The sequence below is a fragment of the Deltaproteobacteria bacterium genome (assembly GCA_019308995.1).
Taxonomy (GTDB): Bacteria; Desulfobacterota; Desulfarculia; order Adiutricales; family JAFDHD01; genus JAFDHD01.
The window spans coordinates 1-16,364 of record JAFDHD010000009.1; the positions used below are offsets into that span (position 1 = coordinate 1).

General features: G+C 54.0%; 16 protein-coding genes. 8 read left to right on the forward strand and 8 right to left on the reverse strand.

Annotated elements, in window-relative coordinates:
* Window positions 1-201 precede the first annotated feature (201 nt).
* Genes rplU through JRI95_03165 form a run of 8 tightly spaced genes read left to right on the forward strand, consistent with a single transcriptional unit; the run spans window position 202 to window position 6,803 of the window.
* Complete coding sequence (rplU, locus tag JRI95_03130) at window positions 202-513, forward strand: 50S ribosomal protein L21 (GenBank protein MBW2060539.1); 312 nt, start codon at window positions 202-204, stop codon at window positions 511-513.
* A gap of 12 nt (window positions 514-525) precedes the next feature.
* Window positions 526-786, forward strand: coding sequence for a 50S ribosomal protein L27 (gene rpmA / locus JRI95_03135; protein MBW2060540.1), 261 nt, complete (start codon window positions 526-528; stop codon window positions 784-786).
* Between the two features lie 32 nt (window positions 787-818).
* Window positions 819-1,886: a GTPase ObgE gene (obgE, locus tag JRI95_03140; protein MBW2060541.1), complete on the forward strand. Its 1,068-nt coding sequence runs from the start codon at window positions 819-821 to the stop codon at window positions 1,884-1,886.
* A complete protein-coding gene (proB, locus tag JRI95_03145) occupies window positions 1,828-2,976 on the forward strand; it encodes a glutamate 5-kinase (GenBank protein MBW2060542.1) in 1,149 nt (382 codons plus the stop codon). The genes obgE and proB overlap by 59 nt, the downstream gene beginning before the upstream one ends.
* A gap of 16 nt (window positions 2,977-2,992) precedes the next feature.
* Window positions 2,993-4,249 (forward strand): glutamate-5-semialdehyde dehydrogenase, encoded by a 1,257-nt coding sequence (locus JRI95_03150; GenBank protein ID MBW2060543.1) that lies wholly within the window; start codon window positions 2,993-2,995, stop codon window positions 4,247-4,249.
* The gene (locus tag JRI95_03155; GenBank protein ID MBW2060544.1) at window positions 4,249-4,941 is read left to right on the forward strand and encodes a nicotinate-nucleotide adenylyltransferase; all 693 of its coding nucleotides are present in this window, start codon (window positions 4,249-4,251) and stop codon (window positions 4,939-4,941) included. Before JRI95_03150 ends, JRI95_03155 begins: the two co-directional genes overlap by 1 nt.
* Window positions 4,938-5,342, forward strand: a complete 405-nt coding sequence (gene rsfS / locus JRI95_03160; GenBank protein MBW2060545.1) for a ribosome silencing factor — start codon at window positions 4,938-4,940, stop codon at window positions 5,340-5,342. Before JRI95_03155 ends, rsfS begins: the two co-directional genes overlap by 4 nt.
* 3 nt (window positions 5,343-5,345) lie before the next feature.
* Window positions 5,346-6,803: a M48 family metalloprotease gene (locus JRI95_03165; GenBank protein MBW2060546.1), complete on the forward strand. Its 1,458-nt coding sequence runs from the start codon at window positions 5,346-5,348 to the stop codon at window positions 6,801-6,803.
* 241 nt (window positions 6,804-7,044) lie between these two features.
* Here the strand turns inward: JRI95_03165 and JRI95_03170 are convergent, their stop codons facing one another.
* The 8 genes from JRI95_03170 to topA form a co-directional block, all read right to left on the reverse strand.
* Window positions 7,045-8,157, reverse strand: coding sequence for a nitronate monooxygenase (locus JRI95_03170; protein MBW2060547.1), 1,113 nt, complete (start codon window positions 8,155-8,157; stop codon window positions 7,045-7,047).
* Between the two features lie 233 nt (window positions 8,158-8,390).
* Window positions 8,391-8,807, reverse strand: coding sequence for a transposase (locus JRI95_03175; protein MBW2060548.1), 417 nt, complete (start codon window positions 8,805-8,807; stop codon window positions 8,391-8,393).
* Window positions 8,767-9,117: a restriction endonuclease, SacI family gene (locus JRI95_03180; protein MBW2060549.1), complete on the reverse strand. Its 351-nt coding sequence runs from the start codon at window positions 9,115-9,117 to the stop codon at window positions 8,767-8,769. The genes JRI95_03175 and JRI95_03180 overlap by 41 nt, the downstream gene beginning before the upstream one ends.
* Window positions 9,118-9,739: 622 nt before the next feature.
* Entirely contained in the window at window positions 9,740-10,366 is a 627-nt protein-coding gene (locus JRI95_03185) for an MBL fold metallo-hydrolase (protein MBW2060550.1), read from the reverse strand.
* A 165-nt stretch (window positions 10,367-10,531) separates the two neighbouring features.
* Window positions 10,532-11,062, reverse strand: coding sequence for a macro domain-containing protein (locus tag JRI95_03190; protein MBW2060551.1), 531 nt, complete (start codon window positions 11,060-11,062; stop codon window positions 10,532-10,534).
* A gap of 5 nt (window positions 11,063-11,067) precedes the next feature.
* Window positions 11,068-12,444: a hypothetical protein gene (locus tag JRI95_03195; protein MBW2060552.1), complete on the reverse strand. Its 1,377-nt coding sequence runs from the start codon at window positions 12,442-12,444 to the stop codon at window positions 11,068-11,070.
* A gap of 26 nt (window positions 12,445-12,470) precedes the next feature.
* The gene (gene serS / locus JRI95_03200) at window positions 12,471-13,751 is read right to left on the reverse strand and encodes a serine--tRNA ligase (GenBank protein ID MBW2060553.1); all 1,281 of its coding nucleotides are present in this window, start codon (window positions 13,749-13,751) and stop codon (window positions 12,471-12,473) included.
* Between the two features lie 206 nt (window positions 13,752-13,957).
* A complete protein-coding gene (topA, locus tag JRI95_03205; GenBank protein MBW2060554.1) occupies window positions 13,958-16,363 on the reverse strand; it encodes a type I DNA topoisomerase in 2,406 nt (801 codons plus the stop codon).
* Window position 16,364 lies beyond the last annotated feature (1 nt).

Genomic DNA, 16,364 nt, shown 5'->3' on the forward strand with positions numbered 1-16,364 from the left:
CTCGGGTCGCTCCCCAGCGTGGCCCTATCCTCACATGGTGCAATTGAATGATAAACAGAAACCAAAAAAAAGCAACCGGACATTTAATGTGCTATGAACACCGGACATTTTAATATTGCTAACACACAAGCTAATTTTATCCTTGACATTATAATAACTTGGAAATAAATTAAATATTTACGCTACTGGAGGTTCACAGCGATGTACGCAGTCATCAGGACCGGTGGGAAACAATATCGAGTCGGAATTGGGCAGACGGTCCGAGTGGAAAAACTGGAAGGCAGCCTAGGCGATGTGGTCACGATCAATGACGTTCTGGCTGTCTCTGACGGGGAAAAGATCAAGGTCGGGCAGCCACTGCTGAACGAGGCCAAGATTACAGCCAAGATTGTGGAACAGCATCGGGCGAAAAAAATTATCGTCTTTAAAAAGAAGCGTCGGAAGAAATACCGCCGGATCAAAGGCCACCGTCAATATTATACAGCCCTTCAGATTCAGGAGATAACGGTATAAGGAGTTTTACTCATGGCCCATAAAAAATCAGGCGGCAGCTCCCGAAACGGACGTGACAGTATCGGCCAGAGGCTTGGAGTCAAACGCTTCGGCGGACAGCAAGTCAAGGCCGGAAATATCCTTGTGCGCCAGGTCGGAACAAAGTTCCACCCAGGCCAAAACGTCGGAATGGGGCGGGATTACACACTTTTCGCGCTCACTGACGGCGAGGTGGCTTTCGAACACCTGGGCAAAACTCGTAAAAAGGTCAGTGTTTACCCCGCGCCAGCTTAGCCTTATCGCCTCAAACCAACTAGACCGGCTCAATGAAGTTTATTGACCAGGCCGTGATCCAGGTCAGATCCGGGGCCGGCGGAAATGGCTGCGTTAGTTTCCGACGGGAAAAAAATGTTCCCCGCGGCGGACCGAACGGCGGTGACGGCGGACGGGGCGGTCACGTCATTCTTCTTGCCTCCTCACAAAAAGACACCCTTTATCGTTTTCACCTGAATCAGCACTTTCGGGCCAAGGCCGGTCAGCATGGTCAGGGGAAAAACCGGCATGGACGGAACAGCTCTGACCTGACCATTGAACTCCCAATCGGAACCACGGTCAAAGACGCTGAAATCGGGGCCACTCTTGTTGATATGAACCGGTCCGGCCAGCGTTTTCTTGTGGCGGAAGGGGGTCGGGGCGGCCGGGGAAACGCTCGTTTCGCCACCTCGACGAACCAGGCCCCCCGCTATGCTGAACCAGGCGCCCCCGGTCAGGAACTGACCCTGTTTCTCGAACTGAGTTTACTGGCTGACGTGGGCCTGATCGGGCTGCCCAACGTGGGCAAGTCAACCCTGCTCTCCCGCCTCTCAGCCGCTCGGCCCAAAATCGCCGATTATCCCTTCACAACACTGATCCCCACCCTGGGGGTGGTTCCGGTCGGGGATGAAGACACCTTTAATATGGCTGACATACCAGGTCTTATAGAGGGGGCGGCCAAAGGCGCGGGTTTGGGCCATCGCTTTCTGAGGCATGTTCAGCGCTGCAGCGTGCTCCTGCATATGCTCGATGCCAGCCGGATTGACACCGCGGCGCCTCTGGCCGACTATGAGAAACTCAACCTCGAACTGGCTGCGTTCTCGCTGGAGCTGGCCCGCAAAAAGCAGATCGTGGCGGTCAATAAACTAGATTTGACCGACAGCCAACAAAGCCTTAAACTGGTTCAGGACGCCCTGCCAGAGGCGGAAGTCTTCGGTATCAGCGCCCTGAAAGGACAGGCCCTGGATGAATTAAAGTGGGCCCTCCTTAAGGCAGTCAAGCCGCAAGGGGAGAGCGAAAAGGATGAACCCTATGACCCAGTATCGGAAAATCGTCACTCAAGCTCGCCGGGTGGTGCTTAAGGTCGGCAGCGGCGTCCTGACGCGGGACAACGGCCTGGACCTGAAGCTGATTCGCAGTCTGGCCGACGATATCTCACACTGCAGACAAGAAAATCGAGAGATCATCCTGGTCTCTTCCGGCGCCATCGCTTCCGGTCTGAAGAAGGTCGGGCTGACCGAAAAACCTCGAACCGTGCAGCAGAAACAGGCCTGCGCCGCAATCGGACAGGCCAGCCTGATTATGGCCTATGAAAATTCACTTAACCGGTATGGTCATAAGGTGGCGCAGATCCTCCTGACTTTTGACGACCTTTCCAATCGCCGACGATATCTCAACGCCCGCAATACCTTGACCACCTTGCTCGAATGGGACATAATTCCTATTATCAATGAGAATGACACCGTGGCGGTGGACGAAATCAAGTTCGGCGATAATGACACCCTTTCAAGTCTGATCACCACCCTGGTTGAGGCGGATCTGCTGGTCAACCTGACCGACATTGACGGTCTCTTCGATCGCGACCCCCGGCAGGACCCCAAGGCCCGGTTCATCCCCCTGGTCAAGACCATTGGGCCTAAAATCGAGGCCCTGGCAGGTTCAATCCCCGGGGCCATGGGAATGGGAGGCATGTACGCCAAAGTCATAGCCGCCAAGCGGGTGGCCAAAACAGGCGTCCCGACCGTCATCGCCAATGGTAAAAAGAAAGGAATACTCAAGCGCATCCTGGCCGGAGAAGCCGAAGGGACCCTTTTCCTGCCTCGCCCGAAGCGCCTGGAACGGCGCAAGCACTGGATCGCATACACGGCCAGAGTCCGGGGGCGGATTGTGGTTGACGATGGCGCAAAAAAGGCCCTGCTCAAGCACGGTAAAAGTCTTCTGCCTTCAGGAATAACCCGAATTAAAGATCAATTCAGCCTGGGTGACTCCGTGGAGGTTGTGGACCGGCGAGGCCGGCCGGTGGCCGTGGGCCTGACCAATTACTCCTCTGGGGAACTCAACCAGATCCTCGGCTGCCAGACCGATGAGATCGAAGGCCGCCTGGGATATAAACATTCTGATGAGATCATTCACCGGAATAACATGGTGGTAGGCAAGGATTTGCTGGCATAAATAAAGGAGGACGCAAGTGAGCATTGATGAGCTGGTGCGTGACCTGGCGACCAGGGCCCGGGCTGCCTCCCGGCAGCTGGCGCAGCTGGATACGAACATCAAGAACAAGGCCTTGTTGACCATGGCCGACTACCTCCTGGATCAGGCCGACCCCATTCAGTCCGCCAATGAAAAGGACATTGAGGCCGCCCGCCAGGAGGGGCTTTCCCCGGCCATGATTGACCGCCTGACACTCACGGACGGGGTCATGGAATCCATGGCTCAAGGCTTGAAAGAGGTAGCAGCCCTGCCCGACCCGGTGGGTGAGGTCACCAGCATGTGGAAGCGGCCCAATGGGCTTGAAGTCGGCCGCGTGCGCATCCCCTTGGGTGTAATCGGCTTCATTTACGAGTCCCGGCCCAACGTAACCATTGACGCCGCCGGGCTCTGCCTTAAATCAGGCAACGCCGTCATTTTACGGGGCGGCTCCGAAGCCCTCAACTCCAATCTGGCCATTGCCAGTGTGGTGAAGCAGGCGCTTGAAGTCGCGGCCGTGCCTTCAGCCGCGGTGCAGGTGATGCCCACGGCCGACCGGCAGGCGATCAATAAACTGCTTGCCTTAGAAGAAGATATTGACTTGATCATCCCTCGGGGTGGGGAGGGGCTGATTCGTTTCGTTGCCGAGAACTCACGCATTCCGGTCCTCAAACATTACAAGGGCGTCTGCCATCTTTTTGTGGATCAGTCAGCCGATCTGGACATGGCCGTTAAGATCTGTTTGAATTCCAAGGTTCAGCGACCCGGCGTCTGTAACGCCCTGGAGACCCTGCTTGTTCATGACCTGGTGGCGGATGGCTTTCTGCCTGGGGCTGCGGAAGTCCTGGAGGAGGCCGGTGTTGAACTCAGGTGTTGTCCCGAGTGTCTCAAGCGTCTGCCCGGGCGGACCGCGGCGGTTGAGTCGGACTGGCCGGCTGAATACCTGGATCTGATCCTGGCGGTCAAGGTTGTTTCCGGGATGGACGAGGCCCTTGATCATATTGCCACTTACGGCTCACAGCACACCGATGCCATTGTCACCTCGGATTACAGTCGTGCCCGTCGTTTCCTGGCCGAAGTGGATTCCTCAGTGGTTCTGGTCAATGCCTCCACCAGGTTCAATGACGGCGGCGAGCTGGGCTTGGGGGCTGAAATAGGCGTCAGCACCTCGAAACTCCACGCCTTCGGACCCATGGGCCTGAACGAGCTCACCACGACCAAGTTCGTTGTATTCGGCGAGGGACAGATCAGGACTTGATGGCCTCTTCCACGATCAGGCTAGGTCTTATCGGCGGGACCTTCAACCCCATCCACTTCGGTCACCTCAGGGCCGCCGAAGAGATCGCCGGGATGATGAAACTGGATGAGGTGCTTTTCATTCCGGCAGCCCTGCCGCCTCACAAGGACCCTTTACCGGTAATTGAATTTACACACCGCTATAAGATGATCCAGGCCGTGGTTGCGGACCGGCCGGGGTTCTCTGTCTCGGACATGGAAGCCAAACGGGAAGGCCCCTCCTACACTGTTGACTCTCTGCGCCAGCTTCACCGGGAGTGGGGTGACCGGCTGGACCCCTATTTTATTATGGGCCAGGAGGCCTTCATGGAAATAACCATCTGGAGGGAGTACCAAAGGCTCTTTGACCTGGCTCATATGGTCGTTATCAGCCGACCTGAATACGCTCCCGATGAGGTCGGCCGGTTACTCAAGGAGAAGGTCTCCCCGCATTTTATCTGGAATCCCGAACTTAAAGCTTTTGCCTGCCTTGAGAAACGGCACGTCTATTATCGGGACGTCACCCGGCTTGATATTTCTTCGACCGATATTCGGGCGCGGCTGGCCCGGGGGGAATCCATCCGCTACCTGGTTCCAGACCAGGTACGGGAATATATTGAAACCAACGGACTCTACCAGGAGGAGGCGACAGCCAGAACAGGACAAACGACGTGAATGACTCCACCCGTAACAAGGCCGAGCTTATCATTGCCGCGGCCAGGGAGACCAAGGCCTTTGATCCGGTTTTACTGAAAGTTGATCAAATTTCCTCGATCGCCGATTACTTCTTCATCTGCTCCGGCCGCTCCAGCCGTCAGGTCCAGGCCATTGCGGGTCATATCCTCGAAGAGGTCAAAAAAAAAGGCGGCCATGTTCCGCTCGGCGCAGAAGGCAAGTCAGAAGGCCGCTGGGTCCTGATTGACTTTGGAGAGGTCATCGTTCATGTCTTCTACCACTCAGTTCGTGAATTCTATGACCTGGAAGGACTGTGGGTCGAGGCTGAATCCATAGAGCTGAACCAGGAAAAAAGGAATGAGCGCCAGTCCGCTTCATCCCTGGCTGACCAGGATGATTGAGCCATGCCTTCTCGGGCCAGAAAATTTCAGCCGACAATAGTCCTCCTCATCCTGACCTGCCTGATCCTTCTCTTTCTACCTCACCCGGCATCCGGCCTTACCTATGATGAAGAACGGGAACTAGGCCAGAAGTTTTTTGATTACATAAGAAAAAATATGAAGCTCATTAACGACCCGGACATTGTAAGCTACATCAATGGATTGGGTCGCAAGATACTGAAAGGAGCCGGGCCTCAACCTTTTGAGTATCGGTTTTTCGTCATTGATCAGGAGGCTGTCAATGCCTTTGCCGCCCCGGCCGGATACGTCTTCATCAATACCGGTCTAATTATGGCCTTTAAATCCGAGGGAGAGCTGGCCGCCACCCTGGCCCACGAAATCGCCCATGTGACCAGCCGCCACATAGCCGAACGCCTGCTGCAATCCCAGAAGCTTACCCTGGCCACCTTAGGCGCAATCATGGCCGGTATATTCATCGGCGGTCAGGTCGGCCCGGCCATAGTCATCGGTTCGACTGCCGCGAGCATGCAGATGGCATTGAAATACAGCCGGGCGGATGAGGCCGAAGCAGACCATAAGGCCCTGGAATACCTGATTCAGGCCGGGTATAACCCCAAGTTCCTGCCTGAATCCTTTCACGCCCTGCTGCGCACCCAGTGGCAGGCGCCTTCGGACATCCCGACGTACCTCAGCACCCACCCCTCGCTGGCCGAACGCATATCATCTGTGGAAATAATGGTGGCCTCTCACCGTGAATACGGAAAGGTCAAAGGCCGGGGAGACGAGCGAGCCTTTGAGGCGGCCAAGGCTAAAATCATGGCCCGGTACGGCGATCAGCTCCGCGCTTACAACTACTTCCAGGACCTGCTCAAGCAAGACCTGACCACCGGCCTGGCGCATTATGGCCTGGCACTGCTTTATCAGAAACAGCAAAAAATTGATCTGGCTGTCCGTGAATTTAAGCTGGCCTTGAAGGAAGAACCGGCCAATGCGGAGATTCTGACGGACCTTGGGGCCCTGCTTTTCCAAAACGGAGACTACCAGGGCGCCCTGGATGCTCTAGGCCAGGCCATCATCCTGAAGCCTCAATCCATCCGTCCCCTTTTTTTTCTGGCGCGTACCTATCAGGAACAGGGACGCCTTGAGCAGTCCAAGGAACTCTTCCTCAGGTTGCTGGTCCAGGAGCCCAATCATGCGCAGGGCTTTTATAACCTTGGCTTGGTATACGGCCGCCTCAATGATTTCGCCAAGGCACATTTGAATACCGGCCTTTATTTCAAGGTCACAGACAAACCCTCCAAGGCCCTTTATCATCTCAATAAAGCCCGGGAATACGCCTCAGCAGAGTCACCGCAGCTCAAGCAGCGCATCGAGCAGGCCATTGAAGAAATCAAAGGTGAAAAAAAAAGAAGGGCTAAACATCCAAACAATTCTTCACAAACTGGTCGGAAGAGATTTTAGAGCGAATGGCAAAAATACGCTTCGATTAAAAAGGGCTGAGGTTGCTTTGTCACTTCGCTCCTCGCAATGACATTTTATAATAATATCAATAGGATGTCATTGCGAGGAGCGAAGTAATCTCGATCTTGATACTCTTGTATTCATTCAAACGGAACATAATTTTGACAACCACTATAAACCGGGAAAAAGCCGGAGGCGCAAGTAAACCGCTTCCGGCTTTTTCGCTGGGGAGCATCAATTCCTATCCAAGAAATTTCTTGGGTAGGTTTGCCAGAACTTCTTCCGCTTCTTTCATGATGCTCTGAACCATGTCCTCTACCGTCGGCATGTTGTTGATTCGTTGAGCAACCTCGCCGCCGGCCATGAGGGCCTTTTCCTTGTTGCCCTCATATGTAGCTTTGATCGACTCGATCTCGAAATCGATCAGCGACATATCAACATTACTGTAATCATCGGGTGTGCCCAGGAAAACGCCGGGCGACTTTTGAAGGGTATTCTTGGCGTGCTCCTCGCTCCGGGAGTTTCTCAACCATCGGGCCGGTCCGACAAAACCACGGGCTACAAGGGTTCCCCGGTCTCCGGCCTCCACAACCGCCTCCTTCCAAATCGGGTGGAAATCACTTTCCTGTGTTGCGAGGAAGCGTGTTCCCATCAGCACCCCATCGGCGCCCAAAGCCAGGGCGGCAACCAGGGTCTTGCCATCGGAAAATCCTCCTCCGCCCAGCACGAGGGTTTTCTCATCGGATACAGCTTCGACCACGGCGGGAAGGAGCACCATGGAGTGGAGCGGTTCCCAGTGCGTATGGAAGCCGCCTTCATGGCCTGAGGCCACGACCACATCTACGCCCGCCTTCTTGCAGCGCAAAGCGGTTTTGGCGGAAGGAACTATGTGAATCCAGGTGAACCCGGCCCCTTTGATCTTGTCTCCCCAACCCATCGGATCGCCGGCAGAGGTATACATCACCTTGAGGTTGTTTTTCATGTCAGGATTTTCCTCCCGCACCTTTATGGCTGTTTCAATCATGACATTTGCCTGCATTTTGAGTTCCGCCGACACCATGACGTTAGGACCGAAGACGCCACCCTTGTCCTTGACCAGACGATAGGTGCGCTTCAGGACCTTTCCGAGCGCCGTACCCATATCGTCGTCCCGGTCCGCCTCGCCGCTGTCGCAAAACGCGTTATAGACCCAAGGCTGGTCTTTTTTGTTGAAAAGACCGCTGGTGGAAAGCAGTCCAAGCACGCCTGCATTGGCTGCGGCAACACAAAGATTGTTATTGCTAAAAGGGCCCATGCCCGCTTGGATGATGGGATATTTGATCCCGATCAGATCACACAGTCTTGATTTAATCATTCAAAAACCTCCAGTTGGTATAGTAACTCAAATTATGCGGCAATGGCCGCAATTTCCGTTTTTCAAGCCCTCTGACTCCATTTTTTCCTGTTGAACAGGTCCTGTTCTGGGCCGGAAGGCCTGTGACTCATCCACAAAAGACGATTTCTTGCCAATTTCTCTGAAAATCTTATGTTTCCCCAATTTGCGGACATAGTAATCCCTCGGTTTCCCCCGGTCAAGAAAAAAACCAGTCAACCATAATCCAGCACCGCTTGGTAGTGGTAGCGAAGCGGGAAGGCTGAGGCGACATGCACCCACCAGTAGTGGCAACTGGTCTTGTCCCAACGCAGGGTGTTCTTGCCTTCCTTGATTCTGTTCTCCACGTTCGCCCTACCATGGTAACCGGCCAATGCGTCGCACTCACCCGTGAAAGCAAAGATGGGGTGAAAAAACTCTTCCCTGAAATGGCCGTTATACTCGCAGCCCTCCTGTTTCCCATAAGTCTGATCATCCGTGGAATCCACGTCCAGAATAAAACGGTATTTCCATTTCTTCTTAATCAAAGCGTCGGCGGACCGCAAAATGGCTTCATCCAAGGCTTTCAGGCCTTCGGCATTACCCAGGACGTCATTCTCCAAGCGGGAGAGCACGGACTGGCTGGCTGACATAAGGATCGGGGCTTGTTCCAAGTACAGATTGGTTATCAGAGACCCACGGCCCTATCGTTTTAGTGTAAAAACTTCTTGGGTCCCATAAACGACTATCCGAGCCTTCACCTTTTTGAAGACAAAGAGCGTCTAAAGAATGATCAGTCAATTTCCCCAGAAGTTGGGTGGGTAAACAGTAACGAATCGAAACGTAACTGCTATTTACGAGGGTAACAATATCTTCACAAGCTGAAGGCGAAGGAGATTCGTCTAGAACTTGCTTCCATAATTTATCAAACAGTATTCGGGCCTTGCCTGGGTTGGGTGAAATAGTATGTTAAACCATTTATAAAACTTGAGTTTTATTGGTTTAAAATTCATCCAAAGACACTCCTGTTTGATGCCTTTCGAAGAATTGCAGATTTTTAAGGGACCACCTTATATTCTGTTCCAATCAAAATAAAGTTCATCTTGAATTAACCATCATTGATTTGCAACTCCGTTTATTTCTGTTTCAAGTAATTATATTTCATTTAAGTGATACAATCCCTTATTTAATTGCCAAGCATAGTGTTCAGTGCCTACACTAAGTTAACCCCCCCTTACTCCTCCACCTTCACCAACTCCCTGGGACGAACCAAATGACCTAACCGATGATGCGAATCTCACTGATATGGGTTTCTTCGGGCGAGTACGGCCCGGTTGTCACTGATTTCCTTTCCGCATTCTTTGCGGTTTATCAAGGTCATAGTTCACCAGGGAAGTGAAAAAGGCTAATTATTACGTTAATATAATTTTCATAGCTGATACAAGGGAAAAGGTATCCAGGCAACACCCTGAATACCTTCAACCCTGTTAAATAAGGCTGACTACAGAAGTAAAGTTGTCAGGGCCAATGCCTTATAAACCCTGGCCGAGCTGGCCGGGAAGGATGATTCTCTTCCCCAGGCCCCCTACTCCTTCTTTTTAACGACTACGGTGATTTCATCCTTCAGGGCGTTGGCAAACTTCTCAGCGTCCGCTTCGGAACCGACAATGGCCCCATAGTGCATCGGCACGGCGATCTTGGGCTTGATGGTCCGCGCCGCCTCAACACCCTGGTCGGCGTCCATGACATACGTCCCGGACACGGGGATCAGGGCGATGTCCACCTCGAGGCCCTGCATCTCCGGGATCAAGTCCGCGTCACCGGTGTGGTAAATCTTGACCCCGTCCAGCTCGACGATAAAGCCCAGCCAGTTATTGGCCTGAGGATGAAAATCTTTATCAACATTGTAAGAAGGCAGCGCCTGGACCTTGACTCCGGCCACCTCGGTGCTCTCCCCGGGTTTTAAGACCTTGACATTTCCGGACAGCTTTTTGGCTGAATCCGGCTCCGTAATGACCACCGTGTCGTCCTTGGTTATCTTGGCGACATCTTCCGGCGAACAGTGGTCGAAGTGCTCATGGGTGATGAAAATCAGATCGGCTTTAGGGCCGCCGCTGATCTGAAAAGGATCGAAATAGACGACCTTGGAGCCAGCCACGTAAAAGCCGTCGTGTCCCAGCCAGTGGATGTTTTCAATCATTTTTTCTGGCATCTTACCCTCCTGTCTGTGGTTACCTCCGAACTGCTCGTGAGGCCTCGGTTGGGTGACGAAAAGACGCGCCTCAGTCCCGATTTCAGCCTCGGTTTCTTAACCGCACAAAATGCTTCTGCTTAAGATTTTAGCTCCTGACAACCCTTTTTATCAAGCCAGGCCAACTCAATCGGAAAAGAGCCGCCTGAACTCCGCCGCAAAGACATCAAAGCTCTCCTGACCATAAAGGCAAAACACGACTTTGTCCAAAGTGGTCTGCCTTTCCAGGTATCCCTTGACCGCACCGAGCATGATCTTGGCGGCGCGGTCCACGGGAAAGCCGAAGATGCCGGTGCTAATAGCCGGGAAAGCAATGCTCTTCATGCCTTTTTCATCCGCACGTTTTAGACTGTTCAGCGTGGCCTGTTCCAGTTTATGATCTTCATCACCTTCGCCCATGCGCGGACCAACGGCGTGAATGACGTACTTGGCCTTGAGGTCGCCTCCCCCAGTGACAACCGCGCCCCCGACATATGTGCCGCCAATCTTGTCGCACTCTTCCTGGATGGACGGCCCGCCCTTGGTGCGGACGGCTCCGGCAACTCCGCCTCCCAGGATTAGGCTGGCATTGGCCGCGTTGACAATCGCCTCGGTGTCCATTTCAGTGATATCGTCTTGAGTAAGCTCCAGCTCGGTTTGGTTGACTTTAGCCTTCATGGCTTTCACCCTCTTTTTGTCTTGAACTTTTTATCGGGCCTTATCCGCGGACTAAAATACTGGATCATACAATCACGGACAAGGGCGTACGCCCTGACACCCAGCTTATCGCGGTAATGAACCACCAGGACCGCCAGGGCAATCCTGTCGGTCGTTCCTTTTCTCCGGGCAAAGGAGACGAACCAATCCACCTTCCGGTCCAGGTCGTCGTTGATGCTCCCGGATTTACCTCCGATTTCCAGCCTGGACAGTACCGGGTGATAATTTACATCTTTAAATGATTGGTGAGCCGTGCCTTTGGTGATGGTGGCCTGCATCATTTTCCTCATTTCCCGAACGGTCTGACTAGAGATGACCCGCTTCATGAGTACAGGCTGGTGGCGGTAGTAGATGTTATTATCCTGGTCAAAGACCTCCCTGACTATGGTTGGCTCCATAATAAGACCGTTATTGACGATGGCGGCGGCGAGCATGGCCCCGTGAAGAGGCGAAAGCATGGTGGTGCGGTTAAAACCTGAAGCAATCTCAGCCAGCCGGAAGTAGTCCTCATCAGGCAGACTGAACCGGCTCGGTTCAACCGGCATCTCGAAATGAATGGGCTGGTTGAAATAAAACCGCCGGGCGAACTCCTCCAGGGTTTCGGGCCCAAGGGTAAAAGCCCCCAGCTTTCCGAAAACGATGTTGATGCTTTGGGCAAAGCTTTCCTTGAGTGTGACCTGATGCCGCCCGCTTCGAACGTCGGGTTTGAGGTTCTGACGGTACAGGGTGTGCTTGCGGCCGTCATAAGCCAAGGTAGAACCGGAGGTCAGACTCCTCGCCTCCACCGCGGCGGCCGCGGTGATGATCTTGAACAGACTCGCCGCCGGAAAGGAACTCTGGAGGTTCAGGTTGACCGGTCGGTGGTCGGCATTATAGCTGGCCATGGTCAGAACATCCCCGTTGGCAGGGTTGAGGACCACCAGGGCCACCGAGTTGGCCCGGGCCCGGGGAATCGTGGACATGGCCCACCTCTGCAGCTCAGGAGCGAGCGTGGTGTGGACAAATAATTCACGGCCAGCCTCGTTCCTAATCCGAAAGGAGCGCAGTTCGTCAGGCCTGAAGGAATGAGGGCCGATCAGCTTGGCGAGGCGGTCCTTTGTCAGTTCCCCCTCCGGGACGGAACTGGGGTCAATCTCCTGAAGGATAAGGACTTGCGGCGGGCTCTTCGATCTTTCAAAGCAGGTCAAAGAAAAGCGGCCGGTAAAGACGGCGCCGGCCGTAAAAATCGCTAAGCCTAAAATGGCGCAAAGGATTACAGCCCTGTATAAACCTTTACGAGGCTGAGGCCTTTTCAGAGTGCGTAAGGGTCGGTGCTGATTTACACGCCGGCTTTGCAAGTCCATGGTCTGATGGGTTTCGAGCGTTCTTTTCAGGAGGTTTTTTTTATGACAGTCAATCCACCTGTATACGAATGCAAGGCTTCCGGGATGACCACCGAGCCGTCGGCCTGCTGGTAGTTTTCGAGAAGGGCCACCATGGTCCGCCCCACGGCCAGACCGGAGCCATTCAAGGTATGAACCAGTTCTGTCTTGGAGCCGCTGTCAGGGCGGTAGCGGATATTTGCCCGCCGGGCCTGGAAATCTGTAAAGTTGCTGCACGAAGAGATTTCGCGATATCTCTGCTGTCCTGGGAGCCAGACCTCGATATCATAGGTCTTGGCTGCAGCAAAACCCAGGTCGCCGGTGCACAGGCTCACGACGCGGTAAGGCAGCCCCAGACCCTGCAAAACGGCTTCGGCGTCGGAGAGCAATTTTTCCAGCTCTGTATATGAATTCTCAGGCTGGCAGAACTTGACCAGCTCCACCTTGTCAAACTGATGCTGCCGGATCATTCCCCGGGTATCCTGACCATAAGAACCGGCTTCAGACCGAAAGCACGGGGTGTAAGCTACATAACAGATCGGCAATTCCGAGGCATCGAGCGTCTCGTCACGGTGGATGTTGGTCACGGGCACTTCAGCCGTAGGCGCCAGGTAGAAATCCCAGCCTTCTATCTTGAACGACTCGTCGGCAAACTTGGGCAGCTGCCCGGTCCCGAACATGGACTCGGAATTGACCATGAAAGGAGGAAGGACTTCAGTGTATCCATGCTCCCTGGTATGAAGATCAAGCATGAAGTTGATCAGGGCCCGCTCCAGAAGAGACGCCGGCCCCTTGAGTAATGAGAAGCGCGCTCCGGTAATCTTGGCGGCGCGTTTGAAATCGAGGATGTCTAGCGCTACCCCAACATCCCAGTGATTCAAGGGCTCGAAGTCAAACTGCGGCGCTTCACCCCAGATTTTGACCACGGGGTTGTCCTCCTCCGATTGACCCGCGGGTACTGACTCATCAGGGATGTTGGGCACCTGGATAAGGAATTCCCTCTCCGCAGCCACAGTTTCACTGACCAAGGCATCGAGCTCCTTGATCCTGGCCGAAACCGTCTTCATCTCAGAAATGATGTCCGAAGCGTCCTCTTTGGCCTTCTTGCGTGCGGTGATCTCCCGGTTTACCTGGTTGCGTTGGTGTTTGAGGGCTTCGACCTCAGCCAGCAAACGGCGACGTTCCTCATCCAAACGTTTAAATTCAGACATGTCCACGGTCAGACCCCGCTGGACAGCCTTTTCTTCGATCAGGTCCGGATGGTCACGCACAAATTTCAGGTCGAGCACAGCCCCTCCACTTCGAAGGTAACTTTATGTAATTTGTCATTAAATATCACGATCCTGCCTGCCGGTCAATGAATATATCCGCTCTCCCCGTTTCTGAAAACAATGCAGCCTCGGACTGAACCGCACCAGGCAGACCCGAAGGTTTGAATGCGGAGGAAAGGTTTTAACATGAGAAAACGGGAGTTGCCTTTGCTTTTCAGGCAGGTTTAGGATTCAGCCGCGGGCTCTGTTTTATAATCGCAGTTTCTATTGGGGCACCGCAAGGCGGGGGCGGAAGAACCTTCTACTACATCCCTTTTCGGGACTTCAATTAGATATGGAAACCCGCAAACCGGGCACGACCTGTTCACCGGCCGGCTGCGAAGCGTGAAACGGCATTTGGGAAATTCACTGCACCCGAAAAAGACCCCTTTCTTAGACGGGCGTTCCACCAGCTCCCCTTGACAGCCCTTTTTGGGGCACTTGACTCCGGTTGGAAATGGCCGAGCCCTCTTACATCTGGGATAGTTGGCGCAGGCGATAAAAAGATTGCCCATCCTGCTTCGCTTGACGATTAGGGGCGATCCGCATTTATCGCAGACCTTTTCCATTCCAGAAGGCAAGGGGGGAAGGTCTTCCTGTTTCCTGTCAATCGGCCGGGTATTCTTGCACTCCGGGTAACCCGAGCAGGCCAGGAAGGGGCCGTAGCGGCCCTTTTTGATAACCATGGGCCGGCCGCACTTTTCACAAACCTCTTCCGTCTCGACGGCTTGAGGCTTTACCGCCTCGATCCGGCCGCGTTCGTCTCGGATGTAGTCCTTCGCATTACTGCACTCGGGATATCTGCTGCAAGATAGAAAAGGCCCGTTCCGACCCCACTTCAGGACCATATCAGAGCCGCAAAGATCGCATTTGATATCCGTTTTGAGGCCTTCCCTCTTAAGGTCAAGCATCTTCTTTTCGGCTTGATGAAGCTCAGCCTCAAAAGGCCTGTAAAACCGCTTCAGGACTTCGCTCCATTCGGCCCGGCCCTCCTCAACCTCATCCAGATCGTTCTCCATGCCCGCTGTGAAATCAACGTTCATGATTCCGGGGAAATTATCAACCAGCAGATCGTTAATCAGGAAACCAAGCTCGGTTGGCGCCAACTGCCCTTTCGCCTGCTGCATGTACTCCTTGTCGCGGAGGGTGGATATAATGGCCGCGTAGGTGCTGGGCCGACCGATCCCGTTATCTTCAAGCTCTTTGACCAGGGTGGCCTCGGTGAAACGAGGAGGCGGCTGGGTGAAATGCTGCTTGGGCAGAAGCTCCTTAAGGTCCAGAACCGCCTCTTCCTGAAGGGGAGGCAGGACTTCTTTCCCCTCCTTTTCCACCGCGCCGTATACCTCTAAGAATCCCTTGAACTTTATAACCGAACCCGTAGCGCGAAAGATAAACCGGTCGGCCTTGATGTCAACCGAGGTCTGATCAATTACAGCCGCTTTCATCTGGCTGGCCACGAACCTTTTCCAGATCAGTTCGTAAAGGGCCAAAAGCTCCGGGGAAAGATGCGGCTTAACCTGCTCGGGCGTGCGAAGCGCCGATGTCGGACGGACGGCTTCATGGGCGTCCTGAGAGCCTTTCCTGTTGCGATAAATATTCGGATCCTGCGGCAGGTAAGACTGGCCAAAGCGGTCTTTTATCAAACCCCGGACCTCGGTTAAGGCCTCCTTGGCTATGCGGACCGAGTCGGTCCTCATGTAGGTGATAAGTCCCACCGCTCCTTCTGGGCCCAGCTCCACGCCTTCATAAAGCCTTTGAGCCAAAGACATGGTGCGACGGGTTGGAAATCGCAGCCGGCTGAAAGCCTCCTGCTGGAGCTGGCTGGTGGTAAAGGGCGGCAGAGGATTCCGCTTCCTTTCCTTGGAAACGACTTCATGCACTATAAAGGGGGCGTCCTTAACGAGATCAATAATTTTCTGAGTTATATCTCCGGTCTTCAGCTCGATCTTTTTCTGTCCCTCCCTGATAAGGCGAGCTGTAAACTCACGGCTTTCAGCCTCGAGCCGTGCTATCAGGCTCCAGTATTCCTCGGCCTCAAAGGCAAAAATCTCCCGCTCCCGCTCAATGATAATCTTCAAGGCCACAGATTGAACCCGGCCGGCTGAGAGTCCCCGCTTGACCTTGTCCCAGAGCAAGGGCGAAATCTGATACCCCACCAAACGGTCCAGGATCCGGCGGGCCTGCTGGGATTCAAAGCGTTGAATGGATAACTCTTCCGGATGACTGATGGCGTGGCGGATGGCCTTTGGGGTTAGTTCATGAAATAGCACCCGCTTGAACTCCCGGCCCTTGGCTTTGAGGGCGTCGGCAATGTGCCAGGCAATGGCCTCACCCTCGCGGTCAGGGTCTGGGCCGAGGTAAATGACCTCTTTGCCTTGCGCCGCCTTCTTCAACGCTGAGATGACTTTCTGTTTATCTTTGATGCTCACATACTCCGGGGTAAATTCATGTTCTATATCCACGCCGAGCCGATTGACCGGCAGGTCCCGGATGTGGCCCACGGAGGCCTTCACCTCGAATTCCGGACCGAGATATTTTCTGATAGTCCGGGCTTTAGCCGGAGACTCGACGATCAAAAGGGCCTTTTTCATC

Bases quoted from the DNA above. Each gene is read 5' to 3' on its own strand.
- rplU (MBW2060539.1), top strand. From the start codon at position 202: ATGTACGCAGTCATCAGGACCGGTGGGAAACAATATCGAGTCGGAATT.
- rpmA (MBW2060540.1), top strand. From the start codon at position 526: ATGGCCCATAAAAAATCAGGCGGCAGCTCCCGAAACGGACGTGACAGT.
- obgE (MBW2060541.1), top strand. From the start codon at position 819: ATGAAGTTTATTGACCAGGCCGTGATCCAGGTCAGATCCGGGGCCGGC.
- proB (MBW2060542.1), top strand. From the start codon at position 1,828: ATGAACCCTATGACCCAGTATCGGAAAATCGTCACTCAAGCTCGCCGG.
- JRI95_03155 (MBW2060544.1), top strand. From the start codon at position 4,249: ATGGCCTCTTCCACGATCAGGCTAGGTCTTATCGGCGGGACCTTCAAC.
- JRI95_03165 (MBW2060546.1), top strand. From the start codon at position 5,346: ATGCCTTCTCGGGCCAGAAAATTTCAGCCGACAATAGTCCTCCTCATC.
- JRI95_03170 (MBW2060547.1), bottom strand. From the start codon at position 8,157: ATGATTAAATCAAGACTGTGTGATCTGATCGGGATCAAATATCCCATC.
- JRI95_03175 (MBW2060548.1), bottom strand. From the start codon at position 8,807: ATGTCAGCCAGCCAGTCCGTGCTCTCCCGCTTGGAGAATGACGTCCTG.
- JRI95_03185 (MBW2060550.1), bottom strand. From the start codon at position 10,366: ATGCCAGAAAAAATGATTGAAAACATCCACTGGCTGGGACACGACGGC.
- JRI95_03190 (MBW2060551.1), bottom strand. From the start codon at position 11,062: ATGAAGGCTAAAGTCAACCAAACCGAGCTGGAGCTTACTCAAGACGAT.
- JRI95_03195 (MBW2060552.1), bottom strand. From the start codon at position 12,444: ATGGACTTGCAAAGCCGGCGTGTAAATCAGCACCGACCCTTACGCACT.
- topA (MBW2060554.1), bottom strand. From the start codon at position 16,363: ATGAAAAAGGCCCTTTTGATCGTCGAGTCTCCGGCTAAAGCCCGGACT.